Consider the following 24,844-nt stretch of genomic DNA (forward strand, 5'->3'; position numbering starts at 1 on the left):
CATCCCGATGAAAGGCGCAGTGTGACCGAGGCTTCCGTGGGAATCCGTCCGGAGCATCCCTCGGCTCGATCGCTCGCCGCGCTCGTCGAGGATTCCGGTGTCGAGGTGTGCGGCAGCGTGCAGGGCGTCGAGGTGACGGGAGTGAGCCTCAGCAGCCGCGAGGTGCTGCCCGGCGACCTGTACGTCGCGCTGCGCGGCGATCGTGCGCACGGTGCCGCCTACGCCGCGCAGGCGCGTGACGCCGGCGCGGTGGCGATCGTGACCGATGCCGAGGGCGCCGAGCTCGCCGCCGATGCGGGACTGCCCGTCCTCGTCGTCGACGAGCCCCGCCTCGCGCTGGGCGACCTGGCCGCCTGGGTGTACCAGACCGACGAGCTGCGACCGACCCTCTTCGGGGTGACCGGCACGAACGGCAAGACGTCGACGTCGTATCTGCTCGACGGCCTGCTGCGCCAGCTCGGCCTGACCACCGGTCTGAGCACCACCGCCGAACGACGCGCGGGCGACCTGGTCGTCGAGGCCAAGCTGACGACGCCCGAGGCGCCGGAGCTCCACGCTCTGCTCGCCCGGATGCGGGAGTCGGAGGTGCGCGCAGCCGTCATCGAGGTCTCCTCGCACGCGCTGGGGCGCCACCGCATCGACGGGCTGCTGTTCGATGTCGTCGGCTTCACCAACCTCAGCCACGACCACCTCGACGAGTACGCCGACATGGACGAGTACTTCGGGGTCAAGCTGCAGCTCTTCCACCCCGATCACGCCAAGCGGGGCGTCGCGAGCCTCGACACCCCCTGGGGGAGCGCGTGCTCGAGGAGTCCCGCATCCCGGTGACCACGGTCGTCCTGGCCGAGGCCGGACGGAGCGCCGACTGGACCGTGACCGTCCTCGAGGAGCGGGTCGACCGCACCGTGTTCCGCCTCGACGGGCCCGACGGCCGCGAGCTGGTCACCAGCGTGCCGCTGCTCGGCCGCCACATGGCCTCGAACGCGGGACTCGCGATCGTCATGCTCGTCGAGGCCGGCTTCGACCTCGAGGCGATCGGCCAGGCGCTGGGCGATGACGGCATCGAGGCCTTCCTGCCCGGCCGCATCGAGCGCGTCTCGGGGAGCGGGGGCCTGCGCTCTTCGTCGACTTCGGCCACAGCCCGGAGGCGTTCCGCACCACCCTTGAGGCGCTGCGGCGCTTCACCGAGGGCGACATCGTCATGGTCTTCGCCGCCAACGGCGATCGCGACCACAGCAAGCGCGAGGCGATGGGGGCCATTCCCGCGGAGCTCGCCGACCATCTCATCGTGACCGACCTCAACCCGCGCACGGAGGATCCCGCGTCCATCCGCGCCGTGCTCCTCGAGGCGGCCCGGGCGACGGCGCCCGGCAAGCCGGTCGAGGAGATCGCCGACCCGACCGCGGCGATCCGCCGCGCGGTCGAGCTGGCGGGACCGGGAGACAGCATCCTCTGGGCCGGACCCGGCCACCAGGAGTACCGAGAGATCGGCACCGACAAGGTGCCGTACTCCGCGCGATCCGAGGCGCGACTCGCGCTGCAGGACGCCGGATGGGAGCCCGCATGATCGCCCTGACCCTCGCCGACCTGGTCGGCATCCTCGACGCGCGCCTCGTGCTCGCGCCCGGGACGACGGAGGAGACCGTCGTCGACGGCGCCGTCGAGACGAACACCAAGGACCTGCTGCCCGGTGGCGTCTTCGTCGCGTTGCCCGGCGAGACGACCGACGGCCACCGCTTCGCCGACGCCGCGGTCGAGGCCGGTGCCGTGCTGCTCATCGTCGAGCGCGAGCTGGAGCTCGCGAAACCCGTGCCGCAGCTCGTCGTGACGGACGGCGTGCAGGCGCTCGCGGCGCTGGCCCGGGAGGTGGTCGCCCGCGTGCGTGCCGGAGGCTCGCTGCAGGTCGTCGGCATCACCGGCTCCAACGGCAAGACGACCACGAAGAACCTCGTCGGCGCCATCCTGTCGGCCGAGGCGCCCACCGTCGCCCCGCGCGAGAGCTTCAACAACCACGTCGGCGCGCCCATCTCGATGCTGCGCATCGATCACGACACCCGGTTCCTCGTCGTCGAGATGGGCGCGAGCGGCACCGGCCAGATCCAGCACCTCGTCTCGATCGTCGTGCCCGACGTCTCCGCGGTGCTGAAGATCGGCATGTCGCACGTCGGCAAGTTCGGCGGCATCGAGGCGACCGCCGAGGAGAAGTCCGCGATCGTGCGGGTGCTGCCGGGAAGCGCGACCGCGATCCTCAACCACGACGACCACCGGGTCGCGGCGATGGCCGAGCGCACGGCGGCGAAGGTGCGCTGGTTCGGACTCGACGGCGGCGATCTGCGCGCCGAGGACATCGTCGGCACCGCCACGGGCACGGCGTTCACGCTCGTCGCCGGCGAGCGCCGGCTGCCCGTGCGCCTGCGCATCCTGGGCGAGCACCACGTCATGAACGCGCTGGCGGCCCTCAGCATCGCCGACGAGCTCGGCGTACCGCTCGAGCGTGCGATCGCCGCGATCGAGCAGGTCGCGCGCGCCGAGCGCTGGCGCATGGAGGTGCTGCACCCGCAGGAGGGCGTGGTGCTCATCAACGACGCCTACAACGCGAACCCGGAGTCCATCGCCGCAGCACTGAAGACGCTTGCGCAGATCACGGAGCCAGGCCAGCGCCGCATCGCCGTGCTCGGCGAGATGGCGGAGCTCGGCGAGCACGCCGACGAGGAGCACGACCGCATCGGCCGCCTCGTCGTGCGCCTCGGCATCGAGCAGCTCTACGTCGTGGGCCACGGCGCCCGGCACATCCACAACGCCGCCGGTCTCGAGGGTTCCTGGGACGGCGAGTCCGTGTACCTCGAGACGCACGACGACGCCTACCATCGGATCCGTGAAGATCTGCGCCCAGGTGACGTCGTGCTCGTGAAGTCCTCGAGGGTCGCAGGACTCCGGTTCCTCGGCGACCGCATCGCAGGCATCGGCTCGGACGGCGCTCCGCTGGAGCCCGTGGCATGATCGCGCTCCTCCTCGCGGGCGGCATCTCCATGCTGTTCACGCTCGTCGCCACGCCCCTGTTCGTCCGCCTGTTCCGACGGCTCCGCTGGGGCCAGTTCGTCCGCGTGGACACGGCCGTCGATCACAAGACCAAGCGCGGTACGCCCACCATGGGCGGCATCGTGTTCATCGTCGGCGCGCTGCTCGGCTACTTCCTCGGCAAGATCCCGACGCTGGGGGAGTCCGGCTACAGCGCCTCCGCCCTCCTCGTCATCCTGCTCATGGTCGGGCTGGGCCTCGTCGGCTTCCTCGACGACTTCATCAAGATCAGCCGCCAGCGCAGCCTGGGCCTCACGCCGTGGGCGAAGATCGCCGGTCAGGTCCTCGTGGCGAGCGCCTTCGCGGTGCTCGCGCTGAACTTCCCCGACCGCTACGGCCAGACGCCGGCCTCCAGCGCGATCTCGTTCATCCGCGACATCCCGCAGCTCGACTTCCGCGTGCTCGGCCTCGTGGTCGGCGGCATCCTGTTCGCGATCTGGGTGCTGCTCATCGTCGTGTCGACCTCCAACGGCGTGAACATCGCCGACGGCCTCGACGGCCTCGCGACCGGCGCCTCGATCTTCGCGATCGGCTCGTTCATCTTCATCGGCTTCTGGCAGTTCAACCAGTCCTGCGTGAACCTCGCCGGCGACGACCCCTTCCTCTACAAGTGCTACGAGGCCCGCGACCCGATGGACCTCGCGATCCTCGCGACGGCGATCACGGGCGGCCTCATCGGCTTCCTCTGGTGGAACACCTCGCCGGCGCAGATCTTCATGGGCGACACCGGCTCCCTCGCGCTCGGCGGCGCGCTGGCGGGCCTCGCGATCCTGAGCCGCACCGAGCTGCTGCTCGTGCTCATCGGCGGCCTGTTCGTCATCTCGGCCGGTTCGGTCGTGCTGCAGCGGGCCAGCATGAAGCTGCGCAAGAAGCGCATCTTCCGGATGAGCCCGATCCACCACCACTTCGAGCTGAAGGGATGGGCGGAGGTGACGGTGGTCGTGCGCTTCTGGATCATCGCCGCGCTCTGCGTCGCCGGCGGCGTCGGCCTGTTCTACCTCGAGTGGGTCAGCCGTTGAGCGGCGGGAACCGCCTCGACGGTCTGACGAGCTGGCACGCCGACTGGCGCGGGCTCCGGGTCGGGGTGCTCGGCCTGGGGGTCACGGGCTTCGCCGTGGCGGACACGCTCGTCGAGCTCGGCGCGCAGGTGCTGGTGGTGGCCTCGAAGGGGGCGCCGGATCAGGTGGAGCTGCTCGACGTCATCGGCTCCGGTTTCGTGCAGCAGGACGACCTCTCGACGCCGCCGCGGGAACTCATCGATCTCGATCCCGAGCTGCTCATCGTGTCGCCCGGCTTCCACCCCGACCATCCGCTGCTCGCCTGGGCCGCGGACCGCGGCATCCCGCTGTGGGGCGATATCGAGCTGGCGTGGCGCCTGCGCGACAAGGTCGGCGAGCCGGCGGAGTGGATCCTGGTCACCGGCACGAACGGCAAGACCACGACGACTCAGCTGACCGCGACGATCCTCGCGGCGGACGGCGTGCGCGTCGCGCCCGTCGGCAACATCGGCACGCCCGTGCTGGACGCGATCCGCGATCCGGAGGGCTTCCAGACGCTCGTCGTGGAGCTCTCGAGCTACCAGCTGCACGCGCTGCCGCTGACCGGGCCCGGGGCTCTGCATCCGCTCGCCAGCGTCTGCCTCAATCTCGCCGACGACCACCTCGACTGGCACGGCAGCGCCGACGCCTACCGCAGCGCGAAGGGCAAGGTCTACGAGAACACCCGCATCGCCTGCGTCTACAACAGGGACGACGAGGCGACGAGGCGGATGGTCGAGGAGGCGGACGTCGAGGAGGGCGCCCGCGCCATCGGCTTCGGCCTCGGCATGCCGGGCCCGAGCGACTTCGGTCTCGTCGAGGACCTGCTCGTCGACCGTGCGTTCCTCGAGACGCGACGCGACCAGGCGCTCGAGCTCGTCACGCTGGACGAGCTCCGCGCCGTCGGGCTCGGCGCGCCGCACCTGGTCGCCGACGTGCTGGCGGCCAGCGCGCTGGCCCGCGCCGCCGGCGTGCCCGCCCCCGTCGTGCGGGAGGCGCTGCTCGCCTTCCGCGTCGACCGTCACCGCACGGAGACGGTCGCCGTCGCAGCCGAGGTGCGCTGGGTCGACGACTCCAAGGCCACCAACCCGCATGCGGCCGAGGCCTCGCTGCGCGCGTTCGACTCGGTGGTGTGGATCGTCGGCGGTCAGCTGAAGGGCGTGGAGATCGCTCCGCTCGTGCAGCGGCACGCGAAGCGCCTCAGCGCCGTCGTGCTGATCGGCACCGAACGCGAGCCGCTGCGCGAGGCGTTCGCGCGACACGCGCCCGCGGTGACGCTGCTCGAGGCGTCCAGCGCCGACACTGAGGGGGTCATGCCCGACGCGGTCCGCTTGTCGGCCGGGGTCGCGCGGCCCGGGGACACCGTGCTCCTCGCACCGTCCGCGGCGTCGCTCGACCAGTTCGACGGGTATGCCGACCGAGGTCGCCGCTTCGCGGCCGCCGTGCAGCAGTTCCTGGGAGGTGACGCGGATGGACCGGAAGCCGCGCACCGCGCACCCCGCGACTGAGTCCGCGGCGCCCTCACGACCCGCCGCCGCGCTCGTCAGGGTGCGCAGCCTCTTCACGCCCGAGCACGCCAACTTCACGATGTTGCTCGGCATCACCGTGTTCATGGTGGGCTTCGGCCTGCTCATGGTGCTCTCGTCGTCCGCGATCACGAGCTACCGGCAGAACGACGAGGACTTCTTCTACACCGCGTCGCGCCAGGCCATGTTCGCGATCATCGGCCTGCCGCTGATGCTGATCGCGTCGCGGACGCCGCAGCGCTTCTGGAAGCGATGGTCGAACCTCGCCCTCTGGGGCTCGCTGGCCATCCAGTCGCTCATCTTCGTGCCCGGCATCGGCCAGAGCTTCGGTACCAGCAACACGAACTGGATCGCCATCGGCCCCGTGCAGGGCCAGCCCAGCGAGTTCGTTAAGATCGCGCTGGCCATCTGGCTGGCCTCGGTCGTCGCCGACCGCCCCGAGATCGTGAGCGACTGGCGGGCGCTGCTCAAGACCGTCGGCCTGCCGATCGGCCTTGCCCTCGGGCTGGTGCTCGCCGGCGGCGACCTCGGCACCGCGATCGTCATCGCCCTGATCGCGTTCGGCGCGCTGTTCGTCGCCGGGGTGCGCCTGCGGGTGCTGCTGCTGCCGATCGTCGTCGGCGCACTCCTCGCGATCATCGTGACGATGAGCTCCGCCAGCCGCTCCGGCCGTGTGATGACCTTCCTGAACGGCGGATGCGCGTCGGTCGACGAGGCCGACCAGGCCTGCTGGCAGACCGTGCACGGCCTCTACGCGCTGGCCACCGGCGGCGTCTTCGGCGTCGGCCTCGGCAACTCCCGCGCCAAGTGGTCCTGGCTGCCGCACTCGGAGACCGACTACATCTTCGCGATCATCGGCGAGGAGCTCGGCCTGATCGGCGCAGTCGTGGTGCTGCTGCTCTTCGTGGTGCTGGCGATCGCGCTGCTGCGCATCATCCGAGGCTCCTCCTCGCCCTACGTCAAGATCGCGGTCACGGCGATCATGGTCTGGATGATCGGGCAGGCCTTCATCAACATCGCGGTGGTGCTGACGCTGCTGCCGGTGATCGGGGTGCCGCTGCCCCTCATCTCTCAGGGCGGTTCGGCGCTCGTCGCCAACCTCTTCGCCATCGGCATCGCCCTCTCCTTCGCCCGCCGCCCCGCGGTCGAGCAGACCACCGACGGAGCCCCCGCCTCATGACGACGTACCTCCTGGCCGGCGGCGGCACCGCCGGCCATGTCAACCCCCTGCTCGCGGTCGCCGACCGCATCCGCGCCCGCGAACCCGAGTCGACCGTGCTCGTGCTCGGCACCGCCGAGGGACTCGAGTCGCGCCTGGTGCCGCTGCGCGGCTACGAGCTGCTCACGGTGGAGCGGCTGCCGTTCCCGCGCCGCCCGAACGGGGCTGCGCTGCGCTTCCCGACCCGGCTGGCGCGCAGCCGGGCGCGCGTGGTGCGGCTCATCCGCGACCGCGGCGTCGACCTCGTCATCGGCTTCGGCGGCTACGCGGCCGCTCCCGCCTACCTGGCCGCGCGACGTGCGGGCATCCCCTTCGCCCTGCACGAGGCCAACGCGATGCCCGGCATCGCGAACCGTCTCGGCGCCCGACTGACCCGCCAGGTCGGCGTCGCGTTCCAGGGCACGGTGCTGCCGAACGCCCGCTTCGTCGGCATGCCGCTGCGCCGCGAGATCGAGCTCCTCGACGTCGACGCCGCCCGCGCGGAGGCACGCCGTGAGCTCGGCCTCGATCCGGACCGCCGCACGCTGCTGGTGACCGGCGGATCGCTCGGCGCGCGCCGCATCAACCACGCCGTGCACGGCACCGCCGCCGAGCTGGTCGCCTCCGGCGCCCAGGTGCTGCACATCCAGGGGCGGATGACCGAGCTCGCGGATCCGGGCGTGCCCGGCTACACGCTCCTGGAATACTGCGATCGCATGGACCTCGCGCTCGCGAGCGCCGACCTGGTGCTCTCGCGCTCGGGCGCCGGCACGGTCAGCGAGATCTCCGCGCTCGGCCTGCCGGCCGTGTACGTGCCCTACCCCGTCGGCAACGGCGAGCAGCGCTTCAACGCGCGCGACGCGGTCGCCGCCGGGGCTGCGCGCATCGTCGAGGACGCGCTGGTCACCCCGGAGTGGGTGCGCGCCGAGCTGCTGCCGCTGCTGGGCGACGACGCCGTGCTCGGCGCCATGGCCGCCGCCGCGACGGCGTCCGGTATCCGCGACGGCGCCGACCGCATGCTCGACCTCGCGCAGGAAGCGCTCCGCCCGAGCGCGCAGAATGGATCCCGATGATCACCCCCGACCTCTCCGTCCCCATCCCCGCCGAACCCGGCACGCTGCACTTCGTCGGCATCGGCGGCAGCGGCATGAGCGGCATCGCCCGCATGTTCCTCGCCGCGGGCCACCGCGTCACCGGCTCCGATCGCAGCGAGTCGGCGACGACGCAGCAGCTGCGAGAGGCCGGCGCCGAGGTGTTCATCGGTCATGACGCGCGCCACCAGGAGGGCGCCGACACGCTCGTCGTGACGAGCGCGCTCTGGCCCGACAACCCCGAGTACGTCGCGGCGAAGGAGCGCGGCATCCCCGTGCTGCACCGCTCGCTCGCGCTCAAAGCGCTGACCCGCGGTCGCCGCCTCGTCTCGGTCGCGGGCGCGCACGGCAAGACCACGTCGACGGGCATGCTCGTCACGGCCCTGCGCGAGCTCGGCGCCGACCCCTCCTACGTGAACGGCGGGGTCATCCAGAACCTCGGCGCGAGCGCCGAGCACGGCGACGGCGAGCTCTTCGTGCTCGAGGCCGACGAGTCCGACGGCTCGTTCCTCATCTACGACACCGCCATCGCGCTCGTCACCAACCTCGACTCGGACCACCTCGACCACTACGGCACCGCCGAGGCCTTCGACGACGCGTTCGTGGAGTTCTGCTCCGCGGCCTCCGAGCTCGTCGTGCTCTCCGCCGACGACGAGGGCACCCGCCGCATCGGCGGGCGCCTCGTCGGCAGCCGGGTGCTCACCTTCGGCGAGGCGGCGGATGCGGATGTGCGCATCGCCTCCATTCGCACCGACGGCCCGGTCGCGTTCACCGTCGTCATCGACGGCCGCGAACTCGAGGGCCGGTTGCAGGTGCCCGGTCGCCACAACGCCGTCAACGCGGTCGGCGCCCTCACCGTGCTCGTCGGCCTCGGCCACGACCCGGAGGCGTCCCTGCGCGCGCTCGAGGCCTTCTCCGGCACCGGCCGCCGCTTCGAGCTGCACGCCACGGTGAACGGCGTGAGCGTCTACGACGACTACGCCCACCACCCGACCGAGGTCGCGGCCGCCCTGGCCGCCGCACGCACGGTCGTGGGGGAGGGGCGCATCATCGCGGTGCACCAGCCGCACCTCTACACCCGCACGCGCGACATGGCGGGCGAGTTCGCCGAGGCCTACGAGGCCGCCGCCGAGCACACCGTGGTGCTCGACGTCTACGGCGCGCGGGAGGACCCGATCCCCGGCGTGACCGGCGAGCTCGTCTCGGCGCGCTTCGGCGACGCGCGAGCGGTCGACTACGTGCCCGACTGGCAGGAGGCGGCCGACCGGGTGGCCGAGCTCGCGCGACCGGGCGACTTCGTCATCACGCTCAGCTGCGGTGACGTGTACCGCATCATCCCGCAGATCGTCGACGCGCTGGGCGCCGCCCGCTCGTGAAGCGTCCGGAGGGCTTCGAGCGCCGGCAGCCACCGCCGGCGGAGCAGCCGCCGACGCCGCCCCGTCGGCCGGCGCGCCGCGCCGTGCCCGCCGATGCTCCGGAACGACCGCTGCGCGCCGAGGCGGCAGCGGTGCGTCCCGCCCCCGCCTCCGCGGGGACCCCTCCGACCCCGGTCGAGGCCCCGGAGCAGCCCCGCAGCGGGTGGCGGCGCGCCTCGCACGAGGGCGCGGTCGGCGCCGATCGCGCCCCGCGGCGCTGGCTCGAGCGTCCGTCGGCGGATCCGGACGACCCCGTGGCCGCCACCAAGGCGCTCATCGTGGAGGCCCGCCGCGAGGAGCGGGCGGCGCGCCGCGAGGCGAAGCAGGCGGTCAAGGAGCGCAAGGCCGCGGAGCGCGGCGAGGTGCGGCGCTTCACCAGGCGCAGCCGACGTCGGCGGATCGGATGGATCACCGCCGGAGGCATCGTCGCCGGCCTCGCTCTGCTGGTCGGCGTACTCGTCGTCTCGCCCGTGCTCGCGCTGCGGTCGATCGAGGTCGAGGGCGCTCAGCGCCTGGACCCCGCAGCCATCGAGGCCGCGCTCGAGCCCCAGCTCGGCACTCCGCTCGCCCTGCTGGACGGCGACGCCGTGGAGCGCGAGCTGGGCGCCTTCCCCGTCATCGAGAGCTTCGTCACGGAGGCGGTGCCCCCGAGTACGCTCGTGGTGCGGATCGTCGAGCGCCAGGCGGTGCTCGCGGTGCCGACCGGAGCGGGCTGGGATCTCGTCGACCCCGCAGGGGTCACCGTCCAGACCGTGCCGGATCGTCCGGCGGAGTTCCCGGAGATCGTGGTGCCGGATGGCGAGCTCGACTCCGCCGTCTTCCGCAACGCCGCAGCGGTCGTGGAGACGCTCGACGCGGAGCTGCGCGGCAGGGTGGTCCGCGTCGAGGCGACGACCCTCGACGACGTGACGCTGCTGCTCGACGGCGTCGGCCAGACGGTCGTCTGGGGAGGCCCGGACCGGCCCGCTGCGAAGGCTGCGCTCCTGCGCGCGCTGATGACCGCGGAGGGGCAGGACGAGGCCGTGCAGTTCGACGTGACCGCGCCCGAGACCACCGGCATCGTGCGCCGCTGAACCGCATCGCGGCTCGCCTGAGAATCCGATCGCGACACGCGGCGCGCCTGGTGCTCCCGCCACCGCCTCGCCCATACCCTCGTAGAGGAAATTGCATACCCAGTAAGACTTTAAATCTCAGCTTGAGGTTGAAGGTTTCTCGGAGGCCGGAATCGTGACCACGAACCAGAACTATCTCGCCGTCATCAAGGTCGTCGGCATCGGCGGCGGCGGCGTGAACGCCGTCAACCGCATGATCGAGCTCGGCCTGCGCGGCGTCGAGTTCGTGGCGATCAACACCGATGCGCAGGCGCTGCTCATGAGCGACGCCGACGTCAAGCTCGACGTGGGCCGCGAGCTCACCCGCGGCCTCGGCGCGGGCGCCGACCCCGAGGTCGGCCGTCGTGCCGCCGAGGACCACGCGGAGGAGATCGAGGAGGCGCTGCAGGGCGCCGACATGGTCTTCGTCACCGCGGGCGAGGGCGGCGGCACGGGCACCGGCGGCGCGCCCGTCGTCGCCCGCATCGCCAAGTCGATCGGCGCCCTCACCATCGGCGTCGTCACCAAGCCGTTCACCTTCGAAGGCCGTCGCCGCGCCGCGCAGGCGGAGGCCGGCGTCGCCGCGCTCAAGAACGAGGTCGACACGCTCATCGTCGTGCCCAACGACCGCCTCCTCGAGGTGAGCGACCGCGGCATCAGCTTCCTCGAGGCCTTCGCGATCGCCGACCAGGTGCTGCTCTCGGGTGTTCAGGGCATCACCGACCTCATCACGACCCCGGGCCTCATCAACCTCGACTTCGCCGACGTGAAGAGCGTCATGCAGGGCGCGGGCAGCGCCCTCATGGGCATCGGCTCCTCGCGCGGTGCGGACCGCGCCATCAAGGCCGCCGAGCTGGCCGTCGCCAGCCCGCTGCTCGAGGCGAGCATCGACGGCGCGCACGGCGTGCTCATCTCCATCCAGGGCGGATCGAACCTCGGCATCTTCGAGATCAACGACGCCGCGCGCCTGGTGCAGGAGACGGTGCACCCCGAGGCGAACATCATCTTCGGCGCCGTCATCGACGACACGCTCGGCGACGAGGTGCGCGTCACCGTCATCGCCGCCGGCTTCGACGGGGGCGAGCCGATCGTCAAGCAGCCCGCCAGCGAGCGCCGCTCGAACTTCGTCGCCGCCGATGCCGCGCCGGCCGCCCCCGCGGTCGAGTCGCACGGCGCGAGCTCCCCGGTCGCGCCGATCGAGCGCCACCCGGAGCCGGTCGCGAAGGGCGAGGATGACGACCTCGACATCCCCGAGTTCCTCCGCTGATCCCGAGCTCGCGGACCGCCTCGCGGCGGTCCGCGACCGGATCGCCGAGGCGGCCCGCAGCGCCGGTCGCGACCCCGAGGAGCTCACGACGATCGTCGTGACGAAGTTCCACCCGGCGTCGCTGGTGCGCTCGCTGCTCGATCTCGGCGCGACCGAGTTCGGCGAGAATCGGCATCAGGAGGCCCGCGACAAGGCCGCCGAGCTCGACGGCACCGCCGCGCGCTGGCACTTCGTCGGCCAGCTGCAGGGCAAGAAGGCGCGCCAGGTGCGCGCCTACGCCGATGTCGTGCACTCGGTCGACCGGCCGAGCCTGGTCGACGCGCTGGCCGACCCCGCGCATCCGCTCGACGTCTTCGTGCAGGTGAACCTGACGGACGACCCGGGTCGCGGCGGCGTCGCGCCCGCTGAGCTCGAGGCGCTCGTCGAGCACGCCGAGGCTGCTCCTGGTCTGCGACTGCTCGGGCTGATGGCCGTGGCGCCGCTCGACGAGGAGCCCGCGCGCGCCTTCGCGAGGCTGCGTGAGCTCGCGGACCGGGCCCGCTCGATCGCCCCCGAGGCTCGCTTCCTCTCGGCGGGCATGTCCGCCGATCTGGAGCAGGCCGTCGCGGAAGGCGCGACACACCTTCGCATCGGGACGGCAATCACGGGTTCGCGCCCGGTCGCTGGTTAATCTCGAAGAGCACACGGATACCTGGAGGACGACATGAGCAACCCCTTGCGCAAGACCATGGTCTACCTCGGCCTGGCCGACGAGGAGCTCGTCGACGACCAGCCGCAGCCCGCCGCCGAGAAGGCGCAGAACCAGAGCGGCCCCGTCGCCCCGGTCACCCCGATCCCGACGCCGCAGGCGGCCAGCCGCCCCGCATCCGGATCGCGCAAGACGACCTCCACCCCGAAGAACACGGCGGCCCCCGACATGAACGAGATCCTCACCGTCCACCCCCGTCAGTACCGCGACGCCCAGGTGATCGCCGAGAGCTTCCGCGACGGCATCCCCGTGATCATCAACCTCTCGCAGATGCAGGAGGCGGATGCGCGTCGCCTGGTCGACTTCGCCAGCGGCCTCTCGCAGGGGCTCTATGGCAAGATCGAGCGCGTCACCAACAAGGTCTTCCTGCTGTCGCCGTCGCACATCGCGGTGAGCGGCGAGCAGGCCGAGATGGAGTCCGACATCGAGGCGTCCTTCTTCGGTCAGTCCTGACCTGCCCCCGCGTCCCCGCGCGGCCCGAACGGAGTACCCCCGCCCGTGTTGCTGCTCTACGGCATCATCCAGTTCCTGCTCGGCCTCTACCTGCTCGTCATGTTCGGGCGGTTCATCCTCGACTGGGTCCAGGCCGTCTCGCGCGGCTGGCGCCCCCGAGGGCCCATGGTCGTCGTCGCGGAGATCGTCTACACGATCACGGACCCGCCGATCAAGTTCGTGCGCCGCTTCGTCAAGCCGATCCGCCTGGGCGCGATCCAGCTCGACCTCGCGTTCACGATCGTCATCTTCGCCGTGCTCATCCTGCGCAGCTTCGTCGTGCCCGCGATCTTCCGGCCTCTGCTCGCGATGTGATCGCGACACGACGCACGGCGCAGCTTCCAGGCTGCGGGCGCGTCCCCTGTGTAGGGTGGGTGACGGATTCCGGGCGGAGGGCCATCCTCCGGCGCTGGTAGCGTTATCGCACCGTTATCTTCTCAGTGCCAGTTCGACAGAAGAGGTGACTCCATGGCCTTGACCGCGGAAGACGTCGTCAACAAGAGGTTCCAGCCCACCAAGTTCCGCGAGGGCTACGACCAGGACGAGGTGGACGACTTCCTCGACGAGATCGTCATCGAGCTGCGTCGTCTCAACCAGGAGAACGAGGAGCTGCGCCAGCGCCTCATCGCCGGGGAGTCCCGCATCTCCGAGCTGCAGCGCAGCGGCGGAAGCGCGCAGAGCGCCCCCGCTGCCGCCCCGCAGTCGAGCTACGAGCCCGAGCCCGCCGCCGAGGAGTCCGCTCCGGAGCCCGCGCCCGTCGCCGCCGCGGAGCCGGCACCCGCCGCCGTGCCGACCTCAGTGCCCGGTCTGCCGTTCCCGACGCCGAGCCTCGACATCAACGCGATCGACCCGAGCAGCACCAACAACCTGCTGCAGCTGGCCCGCCGCCTGCACGAGGACCACGTGCGAGAGGGCATCGAGAAGCGCGACGCGCTCATCGCCGAGGGCAATGCCACGGCCGCACGCACGGTGCAGGAGGCCGAGGCCAAGCAGCGTCAGCAGATCAACGCCCTCGACCAGGAGCGCGCGCTGCTCGAGCACCGCATCGACGAGCTGCGCACCTTCGAGCGCGAGTACCGCCAGAAGCTGCGCGGCTACATCGAGGGCCAGCTCTCCGAGCTCGACGGCTCGCTGGGCGGCAGCTCCGCCCCGCAGCAGCCCGCCCCGTCGTTCGGTACGCCGAACGGCAGCTACCAGGGCTTCGGTGGCAACTGACGCCGAGCCCGCGCGCACGGCACCGCGACCCCGGCCGAGCTGGAGGCATCTCCTCCTGCTCGCCGGGGTCGCGGTCGTCGCGTACGGGCTCGACCTGCTGACCAAGACGATCGTCGTCGCGACGCTGCCGCTGCACGAGCGCAACGAGATCCTCGGCGAGTTCCTGATCTTCCAGCACGTCAAGAACCCCGGCGCGGCCTTCTCGCTGGCGGAGGGCATGACCTGGGTCTTCACGACCGTCGCCGTCGCCGTGGTCGTGGTGATCGTCCTCTTCTCGCGGCGCATCCGGCACGTCGGCTGGGCCCTGCTCTTCGGCATGCTGCTGGGCGGCGTGCTCGGCAACCTGACCGATCGGCTCCTCCGCGAGCCCGGATTCGGCGTCGGCCACGTCGTCGACTTCATCTACACGCCCTGGATGCTGCCGGCGATCTACAACGTGGCCGACATCTTCGTCGTCTCGAGCCTCGGCCTCTTCATCCTGCTCACGATCCTGAACGTCAATCTCGACGGCACCCGCCCGCCGAAGCGGTCGAAGGCGGCAGCGGATGCGGAGCCCGTCGACGGCGACGCGCCGGCAGCGGACGGCGAGGGCCGCTGAGGTGGAGTCCCGCAGCCTGCCCGTGCCCGACGGCCTGGTCGGGGAGCGCGTCGACGCCGCCCTCGCCAAGCTGCTCGGCTTCTCCCGCAGCTTCGCGGCGGAGGTCGCCGCCGAGGGCGGCGTGAGCGCCGACGGCGTCGTCCTGTCGAAGTCCGACCGCCTGCAGCGCGACGCCTGGCTCGAGGTGAGCTGGCGACCCAAGCAGGAACCGACGATCGTGCCGCAGCTCGTGCCCGAGCTGACCGTGGTGCACGACGACGACGACATCGTCGTCATCGACAAGCCGGTCGGCGTGGCCGCGCATCCCTCCGTCGGCTGGGAGGGACCGACCGTGCTCGGCGCGCTCGCCGGCGCGGGCTTCCGCATCGCCACCTCCGGCGCGACCGAGCGCGCCGGCATCGTGCACCGGCTCGACGTCGGCACGAGCGGCCTCATGGTGGTGGCGAAAAGCGAGAGCGCCTACACCTGGCTCAAGCGCGCGTTCCACGACCGCGAGGTCGACAAGATCTACCACGCCGTCGTGCAGGGCCACCCCGATCCGCTCGCCGGAACGATCGACGCCCCGCTCGGCCGTCACCCCGGGTCCAGCTGGAAGTTCGCGGTCGTCGCCGACGGCAAACCGTCGGTGACGCACTACGAGACGCTCGAGGCGTTCCCGGCGGCCTCGCTGCTCGAGATCCACCTCGAGACCGGGCGCACGCACCAGATCCGCGTGCACATGGCGGCGCAGCGCCACCCCTGCGCGGGCGACGCGATGTACGGCGCCGACCCGACCCTGTCGGCCCGCCTCGGGTTGCAGCGCCAGTGGCTGCACGCGGTGCAGCTCGGTTTCCGGCACCCGGCGACGGGGGAGCCGGTCGTCTACCGGACCGTCTACCCGGACGATCTGCAGCACGCGCTCGACGTCCTGCGCGCTGCCTGACCGCATCCGCTCGAGCGCTCCCGCAGCGAGTCCGCCGCCGAGCGAATGATGGCGGCGGCGGGTAGCCTGGACCCTCTCACCGCACCCCTCCCGACGAGAACGGAGCCCCGTGGCCTCGAGCGATTCCTTCGTCCACCTGCACGTGCACAGCGAGTACTCGATGCTCGACGGCGCGGCCCGGGTCGGACCGCTCATCCAGGCCGCCGTGGAGGAGGGCATGCCGGCCATCGCGGTCACCGACCACGGCAACATGTTCGGCGCCTTCGACTTCTGGCGCACCGCCACCGAGGCCGGCATCAAGCCGATCATCGGCACCGAGGCCTACATCACCCCGGGCACCGCGCGCGGCGACAAGACCCGGGTGCGCTGGGGCCGCCAAGACCAGCAGGGCGACGACGTCGGCGGCGGCGGCGCGTACACGCACATGACGCTGCTCGCCGAGACGACGGAGGGCATGCACAACCTCTTCCGCGCCTCCTCGCTCGCCTCGATCGAGGGCTACTACTTCAAGCCGCGCATGGACCGGGAGCTGCTCTCGCGCTACTCGAAGGGGGTCATCGCGACGACCGGATGCGTCGGCGGCGAGGTGCAGACGAAGCTGCGCCTCGGGCTCTACGACGAGGCGCGCAAGGCCGCGGGGGAGTTCCAGGACATCTTCGGCAAGGAGAACTTCTTCGCCGAGGTGATGGACCACGGCATCGACATCGAGCGACGCACGATGCGCGAGCTCATCGACCTCGCCAAGGACATGGGCATGCCGCTCCTGGCCACCAACGACCTGCACTACACGCACGCCCACGACGCCACCGCCCACGCGGCGCTGCTCTGCGTGCAGTCGGGTTCCACGCTCGACGACCCGAAGCGCTTCAAGTTCGACTCGAACGAGTTCTACCTCAAGAGCGCCGAGGAGATGCGCCGGCTGTTCCGCGACCACCCTGAGGCGATCACGAACACGCTCGCCATCGCCGAGCGCGCGAACGTCGAGTTCGACACGCGGGCCAACTACATGCCGGTCTTCCCGGTGCCGGAGGGCGAGACCGAGGCCACCTGGTTCGACAAGGAGGTGAAGGCAGGGCTCGAGTACCGCTACAAGGGCTCGATCCCCGAGGACGTGCAGCGGCAGGCCGACTACGAGGTCGGCGTCATCAAGCAGATGGGCTTCCCCGGCTACTTCCTCGTGGTCGCCGACTTCATCAACTGGTCCAAGCGCAACGGCATCCGCGTCGGCCCCGGCCGAGGCTCGGGCGCCGGGTCGATGGTGGCGTACGCGATGCGCATCACGGACCTCGACCCGCTGCAGCACGGGCTCATCTTCGAGCGCTTCCTCAACCCCGACCGCGTCTCGATGCCCGACTTCGACGTCGACTTCGACGACCGTCGCCGCGGCGAGGTGATCAAGTACGTCACCGAGAAGTACGGCAGCGAGCGCGTCGCGCAGATCGTCACCTACGGCACCATCAAGGCCAAGCAGGCGCTCAAGGATGCCGGGCGCGTGCTCGGGCACCCCTTCTCGATGGGCGACAAGCTCACCAAGGCGATGCCGCCGATGGTGATGGGCAAGGACATCCCGCTCACCGGCATCGTCGACAAGGAGCACAAGCGCTACAAGGAGGCGGCGGAGTTCCGCGCCGTCGTCGAGGCCGACCCCGAGGCGCAGACCGTGTTCGACACGGCGCTCGGGCTCGAGAACCTCAAGCGCCAGTGGGGCGTGCACGCGGCTGGCGTGATCATGTCCAGCGATCCGCTCATCGACATCATCCCGATCATGAAGCGCGAGCAGGACGGTCAGATCGTCACGCAGTTCGACTACCCTGCGGCCGAGTCGCTCGGCCTCATCAAGATGGACTTCCTGGGGCTGCGCAACCTCACGATCATCTCGGACGCCCTCGACAACATCGAGCAGAACCGGGGCGTCACACTCGACCTCGAGGAGCTCGAGCTCGACGATCCGGGTGCCTACGAGCTGCTCTCCCGCGGTGACACGCTGGGCGTGTTCCAGCTCGACGGCGGGCCCATGCGCTCGCTGCTGCGGCTCATGAAGCCCGACAACTTTGAGGACATCTCCGCCGTCATCGCGCTCTACCGCCCAGGCCCCATGGGCGCCGATTCGCACACGAACTACGCGCTGCGCAAGAACGGGCTGCAGGAGATCACGCCGATCCACCCCGAGCTGGCCGAGCCGCTCCAGGAGATCCTCAGCACCAGCTACGGCCTGATCATCTACCAGGAGCAGGTCATGGCGATCGCGCAGAAGGTCGCCGGCTTCTCGCTCGGCCAGGCCGACATCCTGCGCCGCGCGATGGGCAAGAAGAAGAAGTCCGAGCTGGACAAGCAGTTCGCCGGCTTCAAGCAGGGCATGAACGACAACGGCTTCGGCGACGATGCGGTCGACAAGCTCTGGGAGATCCTGCTGCCGTTCTCCGACTACGCCTTCAACAAGGCGCACTCGGCCGCCTACGGCGTCGTCAGCTACTGGACCGCGTACCTCAAAGCGCACTACCCGGCCGAGTACATGGCCGCCCTGCTCACGAGCGTCGGCGACAGCCGCGACAAGCTGGCGATGTACCTCAACGAGTGCCGGCGGATGGGCATCCAGGTGCTGCCGCCGGACGTCAACGAGTCCATCGGCTTCTTCTCGGCCGTCGGCGAGGACATCCGCTTCGGCCTCGGTGCCGTGCGCAACGTCGGCTTCAACGTCGTCGACCAGATCATCGAGGCCCGCAAGGCTGCGCCGTTCACCGGCTTCCACGACTTCCTCGCCAAGGTGCCCTCGGGCGTGCTCAACAAGCGCACGATCGAGTCGCTCATCAAGGCGGGCGCCTTCGACACGAGCGGCGACACCCGCCGGGCTCTCGTGGAGATCCACGAGAACGCCGTGGACGGTGCCGTGAAGGTGAAGCGCGACGAGGAGCGCGGCGACGTCGGCTTCGACTTCGACAGCCTCTTCGACGAGCCGCAGGAGACCAGCCAGGTGCCGCCGCGGCCGGAGTGGACGAAGCGCGACAAGCTGGCGTTCGAGCGCGAGATGCTCGGCCTCTACGTCTCCGACCACCCGCTCGCCGGACTCGAGGTGCCGCTGGCGAAGCACGCGACGCTCTCGATCCCCGACGTCGCGTCCATGTCGAACGGCGTCAAGGAGGGCGACACCGTGGTGATCGCGGGGCTCATCACCAGCGCCCAGCACCGCACGGCCCGCAACAGCGGCAACATGTACGGCATGGTCGAGGTCGAGGACTTCGCCGGCCAGATGACCGTCATGTTCATGGGCAAGACCTACCGCGAGTTCGGTCCATCGCTGCAGAACGACACCATCGTCGTGGTGCGCGGTCGCGTGAGCGCGCGCGACGATGGCGCCACGCTGCACGCCGTGAGCATGTTCCAGCCCGACCTCGGCAGCGAGGGGGCGTGAGCGGACCGATCTCGATCGCGCTGAGCGAGTTCCGGGCCACGACCGAGACCGTGCGCTCGCTCGGCGAGGTGCTCTCGCGCCACCGCGGCGACAGCGAGGTGCGGCTCAAGCTGATCAAGGGCGACGTGGCGCGCATCTTCGAGCTGCCGCACCAGGTACGCGTGAGCGCCGACCTGTACGGCGAGCTCAAGAGCCTGCTGGGCCCGGCCTGCCTCTTGTGACTCCGTAGACTGGACGGGTCATGATGCGAACGATCGATCTCCGCGGCCGCCGTCCCTCCGCTGCCGAGCTGCTGCAGCTCGTGCCCCGACCGGAGACCGACGTCGCGACGGTGGCGGATGCGGTGCGCGGCATCATCGCCGACGTGCGCGATCGCGGCTCCGCGGCCCTGCTCGATCAGGCCGAGCGCTTCGACGGGGTGCGCCCCGCCGCGCTGCGGGTGCCGGCCGAGGAGCTGGCCGGCGCCGCGGACCGCCTCGACCCGACGGTGCGGGCCGCTCTCGAGGAGGCCATCGTGCGCGTGCGCGCCGCGTCCACGGCCCAGGTGCCCGCGGGCGCAACGACGAGCCTCGGCGCGGGCGCCGAGGTGCGCCAGCGCTGGCAGCCGGTGCAGCGGGTGGGCCTCTACGTGCCCGGCGGAACCGCCGTCTACCCGTCCAGCGTGGTCATGAACGTCGTGCCCGCCCAGGTCGCCGGTGTCGAGTCGATCGCCCTCGTCTCCCCGGCGCAGCGCGAGTCCGGCGGGGTGCACCCGGTCATCCTCGGCGCGGCCGCGCTGCTCGGCGTCGACGAGGTGTACGCGATGGGCGGCGCCGGCGCCATCGGCGCGCTGGCGTACGGCGTGCCCGACCTCGGACTCGACCCGGTGCAGAAGATCACCGGACCCGGCAACGTCTTCGTCGCCGCCGCGAAGCGGCTGGTGCAGGGCGTCGCCGGCATCGATGCGGAGGCCGGCCCCACGGAGATCCTCGTCATCGCGGACGACACGGCCGACCCCCGCAACGTGGCCGCCGACCTGGTGAGCCAGGCCGAGCACGACGAGCTCGCCGCTGCGGTGCTCGTCACCGACTCGCCCGAGCTGGCCGAGCGCACCCTCGCGGAGGTCGAGCGCCGCGCGGCCGCGACCGCGCGCGCCGACCGGGTGCTCGTCGCGCTGCGCGGTCCGCAGTCCGCGGTCGTGCTCGTCGACGACCTCGAGCAGGCGGCGGCCGTCAGCGACGCCTACGGTCCCGAGCACCTCGAAGTGCAGACGGCCGATGCCGAGGCGCTGCTGCCGCACCTGCGCAGCGCGGGCGCGATCTTCCTCGGCGCGCACACGCCCGTCAGCCTCGGCGACTACCTCGCCGGATCGAACCACGTGCTGCCGACCGGCGGCCAGAGCCGCTTCGGCGCCGGGCTCGGTGCCTACGCCTTCCTGCGCCCGCAGCAGATCGTCCGCTACGACCGCGGCGCTCTGCAGGAGGTCGCCGAACGCCTGGGCGCGCTCGCCCGAGCCGAGGGACTGCCCGCGCACGCCGAGGCCGTCGAGGCCCGCTTCGAGGACTGAGCGTCGAGCGCGACGGTATCCTCGAAGCACCATGTACTGCCCCTTCTGCCGCCATCCCGACAGCCGCGTGGTCGACTCCCGCACGAGCGACGACGGCGTCTCGATCCGCCGTCGTCGGCAGTGCCCCGAGTGCGGCCGCCGCTTCACCACCAACGAGACGGCGAGCCTCAACGTCATCAAGCGGTCGGGCGTCGTCGTGCCGTTCAGCCGCGAGAAGATCGTCTCCGGCGTGCGCAAGGCCTGCCAGGGTCGACCGGTCACCGACAGCGACCTGGCCGTGCTCGCGCAGAAGGTCGAGGAGACCGTGCGCTCCAGCGGCGCCAGCCAGATCGACGCCAACGAGATCGGGCTCGCGATCCTGCCGCCGCTTCGCGAGCTCGACGAGGTCGCCTACCTGCGCTTCGCGAGCGTCTACCAGGCGTTCGACTCGCTCGACGACTTCGAGGCGGCGATCGGCACGCTGCGCGTCGAGAACCGCGAGCGCCGCGCCGCGCAGGACTGAGGCAGCGGGGGAGCGGATGCGCGGCCTGCCGGGCGCTAGCCTGGCCTGAGCATGTACCCCCTCCTCTTCGACCTCGTCCTGCGCCGACTCGATTCCGAGCGCGCCCACCATCTCGGCGCCGCCGTCATCCGCGCGTTCGGCGCCTCGGTGCCCGGCGCGCTCGCCCGCGCGGCGACGCGACCCGACCCGTCTCTCGCGGTCGACGCCCTCGGGCTCCGCTTCCCGAGCCCCTTCGGCGTCGCCGCGGGCTTCGACAAGCAGGGCTCGATGATCCTGGGCCTCGGCAACCTCGGCTTCGGGCACATCGAGGTCGGCACCGTCACCGCGATCCCGCAGCCGGGCAACGACCGCCCACGGCTCTTCCGGCTGATCCCGGACCGAGCCCTCATCAACCGCATGGGCTTCAACAACGACGGAGCGGAGGCGGTGGCCGAGCGGCTGCGCCGCGTGCGCGCACGGCGGCGGCGCCCCATCATCGGCGTGAACATCGGCAAGAGCCGCGTCGTCGCCGTCGAGGACGCGGTGGACGACTACCGCACGAGCACACGCATCCTCGCCCCGCTCGCCGACTACCTCGTCGTGAACGTCAGCTCGCCGAACACCCCGGGTCTGCGAGGCCTGCAGGATCGCGAGCAGCTCGAGCCGCTGCTGCGCGCGGTGCTCGCCGAGGCGGGCTCCGTGCCGGTGCTGGTCAAGATCGCCCCGGACCTCGACGACCAGGCGATCGAGGACGTGGCGAGCCTCGCCGCCGAGCTCGGTCTCGCCGGCGTCATCGCCACGAACACGACCATCGGGCGCGACGGACTGCGCACCCCGCGGTCGGCCGTCGAGCGCGCCGGCGCCGGCGGCCTCTCCGGCGCGCCGCTCGCGGAGCGCTCGCTCGAGGTGCTGCGGCTGCTCGCCCGCGTCGCCGACCCGTCGCTCGTGCTGGTCGCCGTCGGCGGCGTGGAGACGTCGGCCGATGTGCGCGCCCGGCTCGATGCCGGCGCGCATCTCGTGCAGGGCTACACGGCGTTCCTGTACCGCGGACCGCTCTGGGCGCGGCAGATCAACCGGGGTCTGCGCTCGCACTGACGCCGCTCACGACGAAGGCCGCCGATCCGGGGATCGGCGGCCTTCGTCGTGCAGCGCTCGCGGCTCACTCCGGGAAGCGGCCGTACTTCGCCTGCGGCTTGGGGATGCGCAGCATCCGCAGCTGCATCGCGCGCATGCCGAAGTACCAGGCGTTGCCCTTCTGCAGCCTGTCCTCGCCGAACTTCGCGCGCAGGCGGCGCTTCAGGAAGACGTTCGCCAGCGTGATGTCGAGGATCGAGATCAGCATGTAGCCGAGCAGGAAGACGAAGGTGAGGTCCTGCAGCTGGATGGGCAGCAGCGTGGAGAGGATGATGATGACGAACATCACCGGGATCAGGATCTCGCCGATGCTGAAGCGCGCATCCGTGTAGTCGCGGATGTAGCGGCGCTGCGCCCCCTTGTCGCGCTCGGGCAGGTACTTCTCGTCGCCTGCCGCCATGCCGAGGCGGTACTTCTCGCGCACCGCGCGCTCCTTCTCGCGAGCGGCCCGGTTCGCCTCCTTGCGGTCGGTCGGCACCAGCGGGCGCTTGTTGGCGGCCTCGCGCTCCTTGCGGCTCGGCGTGGCGCGGCCCTTGCCGGCGCTCGGGTTCTGGGCCTCGACGGCTTCGTCGGGCTCGGGGGTGTTGGTCTTCGGCACGGTGGGGTCCCTCGATCGGATGCGGCCTTTAAGATTACCTGCATGAGCTCCGAACTCCCCGCCGTCGACCCGTCCGCCATCAGCGATCTGGTCCGGCAGGGCTTCCCGACGACCATCGCGGACCTCGCCAGGCTGGTGCGCATCCCCTCCGTCTCCTGGGACGGCTTCGACCCGCGGCATGTCGCCGACAGCGCCGAGGCGGTCGCCGGGCTGCTGCGCGACCTCGACCTCTTCGAGTCCGTCGACATCCGCCGCGCGCCGCTCGCGAACGGCTCCGGCCTCGGCCAGCCCGCCGTGCTCGCGCGCCGCGCCGCGCGGAACGGCCGCCCGACCGTGCTGCTCTACGCGCACCACGATGTGCAGCCGCCCGGCGCGGACGAGGACTGGGACACCCCGCCCTTCGAGCCGACGCAGCGCGGCGACCGCCTGTACGGCCGCGGCGCCGCCGACGACAAGGCCGGCGTCATGGCGCACGTCGGCGCCCTGCGCGCGCTCAAGGAGCACGCGGGTGACGACCCCGACCTCGGCATCGCGGTCTTCATCGAGGGCGAGGAGGAGTTCGGCTCCGGTTCGTTCGCGGCCTTCCTCGCGGAGCACCGCGAGGCCCTGGCCGCCGACGCGATCATCGTCGCCGACTCCGGCAACTGGGACGAGACGACGCCGGCGCTCACCGTCGGCCTGCGCGGCAACGTGACCTTCAACCTCACGGTCGAGACGCTCGAGCACGCCAGCCACTCGGGCATGTTCGGCGGCGCGGTGCCGGATGCGATGCTCGCGACCGCCCGCCTGCTCGCGAGTCTGCACCACGACGACGGCTCCGTGGCCGTCGAGGGGCTGCGCGGCATCGAGCAGGAGACCCCCGCCTACGACGAGGCCCAGCTGCGCGCCGAGACCGGGCTGCTGCCCGAGGCGCAGCCGGTCGGCCGCGGCACGATCCTCAGCCGGATCTGGTCGCAGCCCGCCGTGACGGTCACGGGCATGGACCTGCCGAGCGTGCAGAACGCCTCCAACACCCTCCTGCCGAAGGTGCGGGTGCGCATCAGCGTGCGCATCGCGCCCGGACAGCCCGCGGCGGAGGCCTTCGACGCCATCGAGGCGCATCTGCGCGCCCACGCCCCCTTCGGTGCGCGGCTCTCGATCGACGAGGTCATCACCGGCGAGCCCTTCCTGGTCGACACCGACGGCTGGGCGGTCGCGGCCATGAACCGCGCGCTCGAGGATGTCTGGGGGTCGCCCCCGTGCAGATGGGCGTCGGCGGTTCGATCCCGTTCATCGCCGACCTCGTCGAGGTCTTCCCGGAGGCGCAGATCCTCGTCACCGGCGTGGAGGACCCGCACTCGCGGGCGCACAGCCCGGGGGAGTCGCTGCACCTCGGCGTCTTCCAGCGCGCCGTCGCGAGCGAGGCGCTGCTGCTCGCGCGCCTCGAGGCTGGCGAGGGCGCGGCGTAGGGAATGCATCCGCGGACGCGGTGCTTACACTGGGACGAGCGGATGCGCGCCCGGGCGGGCGCCGCGACCTCCCATCCCACCATCGCGAGGAGCACGACATGAGCGACACCGTCAGCGACGTCACGCTGGGCCAGACCCGCACCAGCGCCGACCCCGAGCACGGCGTGCTCATCAGCGACGCGGCCGCCGACAAGGTGCGCAGCCTGCTGGCGCAGGAGGGCCGCGACGACCTGCGTCTGCGCGTCGCCGTGCAGCCGGGCGGATGCTCCGGGCTGATCTACCAGCTCTACTTCGACGAGCGCCTGCTCGACGGCGATGCCACCGTGGATTTCGATGGCGTCGAGGTCGTCGTCGACAAGATGAGCGTGCCCTACCTCAGCGGCGCGAGCATCGACTTCGAGGACACGATCCAGAAGCAGGGTTTCACCATCGACAACCCCAACGCGCAGGGTTCCTGCGCCTGCGGCGACTCCTTCCATTAGGAATTGTCTGCGACACGCCAACGAGGCCCGATCCGACCGGATCGGGCCTCGTCGCGTGCATCGCCGAA

General features: G+C 71.4%; 20 protein-coding genes and 3 pseudogenes. 22 read left to right on the plus strand and 1 reads right to left on the minus strand.

What is annotated here, in order from left to right; translation table 11 throughout:
* Positions 1 to 36: 36 nt before the first annotated feature.
* The 20 genes and pseudogenes from QQK26_RS16135 (at position 37) to QQK26_RS02810 (ending at position 22,209) form a co-directional block, all read left to right on the plus strand.
* The gene (locus QQK26_RS16135) at positions 37 to 828 is read left to right on the plus strand and encodes a Mur ligase family protein (RefSeq protein WP_348519979.1); all 792 of its coding nucleotides are present in this window, start codon (positions 37 to 39) and stop codon (positions 826 to 828) included.
* Positions 829 to 1,159: 331 nt separating this feature from the next.
* Positions 1,160 to 1,567 (plus strand): annotated as a pseudogene (locus QQK26_RS16145) (glutamate ligase domain-containing protein); the annotation flags it as partial.
* Positions 1,564 to 3,000, plus strand: coding sequence for a UDP-N-acetylmuramoyl-tripeptide--D-alanyl-D-alanine ligase (locus tag QQK26_RS02725; RefSeq protein ID WP_284229811.1), 1,437 nt, complete (start codon positions 1,564 to 1,566; stop codon positions 2,998 to 3,000). The pseudogene QQK26_RS16145 and the gene QQK26_RS02725, both read left to right, overlap by 4 nt.
* Positions 2,997 to 4,097 carry a phospho-N-acetylmuramoyl-pentapeptide-transferase gene (gene mraY, locus QQK26_RS02730; protein ID WP_284229813.1) on the plus strand — a complete coding sequence of 367 codons (1,101 nt, stop codon included), beginning with the start codon at positions 2,997 to 2,999 and terminating at the stop codon, positions 4,095 to 4,097. Before QQK26_RS02725 ends, mraY begins: the two co-directional genes overlap by 4 nt.
* Positions 4,094 to 5,623, plus strand: coding sequence for a UDP-N-acetylmuramoyl-L-alanine--D-glutamate ligase (gene murD / locus QQK26_RS02735; protein WP_284229815.1), 1,530 nt, complete (start codon positions 4,094 to 4,096; stop codon positions 5,621 to 5,623). The genes mraY and murD overlap by 4 nt, the downstream gene beginning before the upstream one ends.
* Positions 5,586 to 6,821, plus strand: a complete 1,236-nt coding sequence (gene ftsW, locus QQK26_RS02740; RefSeq protein ID WP_284229817.1) for a putative lipid II flippase FtsW — start codon at positions 5,586 to 5,588, stop codon at positions 6,819 to 6,821. Before murD ends, ftsW begins: the two co-directional genes overlap by 38 nt.
* Entirely contained in the window at positions 6,818 to 7,912 is a 1,095-nt protein-coding gene (locus tag QQK26_RS02745; RefSeq protein WP_284229819.1) for a UDP-N-acetylglucosamine--N-acetylmuramyl-(pentapeptide) pyrophosphoryl-undecaprenol N-acetylglucosamine transferase, read from the plus strand. The genes ftsW and QQK26_RS02745 overlap by 4 nt, the downstream gene beginning before the upstream one ends.
* Entirely contained in the window at positions 7,909 to 9,306 is a 1,398-nt protein-coding gene (murC, locus tag QQK26_RS02750) for a UDP-N-acetylmuramate--L-alanine ligase (protein WP_284229820.1), read from the plus strand. Before QQK26_RS02745 ends, murC begins: the two co-directional genes overlap by 4 nt.
* 131 nt (positions 9,307 to 9,437) lie before the next feature.
* On the plus strand, positions 9,438 to 10,418 hold the full coding sequence (locus QQK26_RS02755) for an FtsQ-type POTRA domain-containing protein (protein ID WP_284229822.1): 981 nt from the start codon (positions 9,438 to 9,440) through the stop codon (positions 10,416 to 10,418).
* Between the two features lie 154 nt (positions 10,419 to 10,572).
* Positions 10,573 to 11,703 (plus strand): cell division protein FtsZ, encoded by a 1,131-nt coding sequence (gene ftsZ, locus QQK26_RS02760; protein WP_284229823.1) that lies wholly within the window; start codon positions 10,573 to 10,575, stop codon positions 11,701 to 11,703.
* Positions 11,669 to 12,373 carry a YggS family pyridoxal phosphate-dependent enzyme gene (locus tag QQK26_RS02765; RefSeq protein WP_284229825.1) on the plus strand — a complete coding sequence of 235 codons (705 nt, stop codon included), beginning with the start codon at positions 11,669 to 11,671 and terminating at the stop codon, positions 12,371 to 12,373. Before ftsZ ends, QQK26_RS02765 begins: the two co-directional genes overlap by 35 nt.
* 33 nt (positions 12,374 to 12,406) lie before the next feature.
* A complete protein-coding gene (locus tag QQK26_RS02770) occupies positions 12,407 to 12,904 on the plus strand; it encodes a cell division protein SepF (protein ID WP_284229827.1) in 498 nt (165 codons plus the stop codon).
* A 45-nt stretch (positions 12,905 to 12,949) separates the two neighbouring features.
* Positions 12,950 to 13,258: a YggT family protein gene (locus tag QQK26_RS02775; RefSeq protein WP_284229829.1), complete on the plus strand. Its 309-nt coding sequence runs from the start codon at positions 12,950 to 12,952 to the stop codon at positions 13,256 to 13,258.
* A gap of 153 nt (positions 13,259 to 13,411) precedes the next feature.
* The gene (locus tag QQK26_RS02780) at positions 13,412 to 14,158 is read left to right on the plus strand and encodes a DivIVA domain-containing protein (protein WP_284229831.1); all 747 of its coding nucleotides are present in this window, start codon (positions 13,412 to 13,414) and stop codon (positions 14,156 to 14,158) included.
* Positions 14,148 to 14,756: a signal peptidase II gene (gene lspA / locus QQK26_RS02785; protein ID WP_284229834.1), complete on the plus strand. Its 609-nt coding sequence runs from the start codon at positions 14,148 to 14,150 to the stop codon at positions 14,754 to 14,756. Before QQK26_RS02780 ends, lspA begins: the two co-directional genes overlap by 11 nt.
* Position 14,757: 1 nt before the next feature.
* On the plus strand, positions 14,758 to 15,678 hold the full coding sequence (locus QQK26_RS02790) for an RluA family pseudouridine synthase (RefSeq protein WP_284229835.1): 921 nt from the start codon (positions 14,758 to 14,760) through the stop codon (positions 15,676 to 15,678).
* A 160-nt stretch (positions 15,679 to 15,838) separates the two neighbouring features.
* Positions 15,839 to 19,308 (plus strand): annotated as a pseudogene (gene dnaE, locus QQK26_RS02795) (DNA polymerase III subunit alpha).
* Positions 19,309 to 19,328: 20 nt separating this feature from the next.
* Positions 19,329 to 20,633: a histidinol dehydrogenase gene (hisD, locus tag QQK26_RS02800; protein ID WP_284229837.1), complete on the plus strand. Its 1,305-nt coding sequence runs from the start codon at positions 19,329 to 19,331 to the stop codon at positions 20,631 to 20,633.
* A gap of 31 nt (positions 20,634 to 20,664) precedes the next feature.
* On the plus strand, positions 20,665 to 21,135 hold the full coding sequence (gene nrdR, locus QQK26_RS02805) for a transcriptional regulator NrdR (RefSeq protein WP_284229839.1): 471 nt from the start codon (positions 20,665 to 20,667) through the stop codon (positions 21,133 to 21,135).
* Between the two features lie 51 nt (positions 21,136 to 21,186).
* Positions 21,187 to 22,209 carry a quinone-dependent dihydroorotate dehydrogenase gene (locus tag QQK26_RS02810; protein ID WP_284229841.1) on the plus strand — a complete coding sequence of 341 codons (1,023 nt, stop codon included), beginning with the start codon at positions 21,187 to 21,189 and terminating at the stop codon, positions 22,207 to 22,209.
* A 64-nt stretch (positions 22,210 to 22,273) separates the two neighbouring features.
* Here the strand turns inward: QQK26_RS02810 and QQK26_RS02815 are convergent, their stop codons facing one another.
* Positions 22,274 to 22,846, minus strand: coding sequence for a DUF3043 domain-containing protein (locus tag QQK26_RS02815; RefSeq protein WP_284229845.1), 573 nt, complete (start codon positions 22,844 to 22,846; stop codon positions 22,274 to 22,276).
* Positions 22,847 to 22,888: 42 nt separating this feature from the next.
* On the opposite strand from QQK26_RS02815, the pseudogene QQK26_RS02820 reads away from it, so the two are divergent.
* Together QQK26_RS02820 and erpA are read left to right on the plus strand one after the other, a co-directional pair.
* Positions 22,889 to 24,294 (plus strand): annotated as a pseudogene (locus tag QQK26_RS02820) (dipeptidase).
* Between the two features lie 98 nt (positions 24,295 to 24,392).
* Positions 24,393 to 24,776 carry an iron-sulfur cluster insertion protein ErpA gene (erpA, locus tag QQK26_RS02825; protein WP_284229848.1) on the plus strand — a complete coding sequence of 128 codons (384 nt, stop codon included), beginning with the start codon at positions 24,393 to 24,395 and terminating at the stop codon, positions 24,774 to 24,776.
* The last annotated feature ends 68 nt before the right edge of the window (positions 24,777 to 24,844 follow it).

It is taken from the genome of Arenivirga flava (assembly GCF_030161575.1).
GTDB classification, from domain to species: Bacteria; Actinomycetota; Actinomycetes; order Actinomycetales; family Microbacteriaceae; genus Arenivirga; species Arenivirga flava.

Excerpts from the sequence above, each read along its gene's own strand:
- QQK26_RS02725 (WP_284229811.1), top strand. The coding sequence starts at position 1,564 with ATGATCGCCCTGACCCTCGCCGACCTGGTCGGCATCCTCGACGCGCGC.
- mraY (WP_284229813.1), top strand. The coding sequence starts at position 2,997 with ATGATCGCGCTCCTCCTCGCGGGCGGCATCTCCATGCTGTTCACGCTC.
- ftsW (WP_284229817.1), top strand. The coding sequence starts at position 5,586 with ATGGACCGGAAGCCGCGCACCGCGCACCCCGCGACTGAGTCCGCGGCG.
- QQK26_RS02745 (WP_284229819.1), top strand. The coding sequence starts at position 6,818 with ATGACGACGTACCTCCTGGCCGGCGGCGGCACCGCCGGCCATGTCAAC.
- murC (WP_284229820.1), top strand. The coding sequence starts at position 7,909 with ATGATCACCCCCGACCTCTCCGTCCCCATCCCCGCCGAACCCGGCACG.
- QQK26_RS02765 (WP_284229825.1), top strand. The coding sequence starts at position 11,669 with ATGACGACCTCGACATCCCCGAGTTCCTCCGCTGATCCCGAGCTCGCG.
- QQK26_RS02770 (WP_284229827.1), top strand. The coding sequence starts at position 12,407 with ATGAGCAACCCCTTGCGCAAGACCATGGTCTACCTCGGCCTGGCCGAC.
- QQK26_RS02780 (WP_284229831.1), top strand. The coding sequence starts at position 13,412 with ATGGCCTTGACCGCGGAAGACGTCGTCAACAAGAGGTTCCAGCCCACC.
- hisD (WP_284229837.1), top strand. The coding sequence starts at position 19,329 with ATGATGCGAACGATCGATCTCCGCGGCCGCCGTCCCTCCGCTGCCGAG.
- nrdR (WP_284229839.1), top strand. The coding sequence starts at position 20,665 with ATGTACTGCCCCTTCTGCCGCCATCCCGACAGCCGCGTGGTCGACTCC.
- QQK26_RS02810 (WP_284229841.1), top strand. The coding sequence starts at position 21,187 with ATGTACCCCCTCCTCTTCGACCTCGTCCTGCGCCGACTCGATTCCGAG.
- erpA (WP_284229848.1), top strand. The coding sequence starts at position 24,393 with ATGAGCGACACCGTCAGCGACGTCACGCTGGGCCAGACCCGCACCAGC.